General features: G+C 41.0%; 1 protein-coding gene. It reads right to left on the bottom strand.

Features of this window, described 5'->3' with window-relative positions:
• Window positions 1-93: 93 nt before the first annotated feature.
• Window positions 94-515: 3-deoxy-D-manno-octulosonic acid kinase (locus R7Z50_RS31140; protein ID WP_318150233.1), on the bottom strand; the 422-nt coding region annotated here is incomplete at its 5' end.

Below are 515 nucleotides of genomic sequence, written 5' to 3'. Positions count from 1 at the left end.
TTGCAAATGTTACCTACTTTAATGGGTACTTTTAGTGGGTGTACCGAAATGCGCGATTGGATTGTCTCACGAATAACTGACAAAAAGCTCACTTTACGTATTTTCAGTATAACTTTTTTGTACATGATCAAAATCGGACGCTTGCCAAATGATTTGGCGTTTGAGCAGTTCTTTTTTGAATGAGCGAAGAAGCCTTTCTAAGTTTTGCTTTTTCCAGTCGCCGTGCTCTTGTTTGCGGCACTTATCAAAATCAATAATCCACACTTTATCTTTGTCATCGATCAAGATGTTGTGGATATTCAGGTCTGTGTGATTAACGCCAGCGTTGTGCATTTTGGCAATTTCTTGCCCTATTTTTTGATACATTCCTTCCGGTAACGGTTTTTCCTGCAAGATACTGACCAGGTCTCTTGCGTTAGGAATGCGCTCACTCAATAAATCGGCCTGATATGTCAATCCAGATTTCACAGCTCTCGCAGCAATTGGCCTTGGCACATGAACGCCAGCATTAATCA

The sequence above is a fragment of the Vibrio sp. 1249-1 genome, assembly GCF_033340495.1.
Note: the sequence above shows the minus strand (reverse complement) of the source record. Positions and strands in the feature narration are given on the sequence as shown.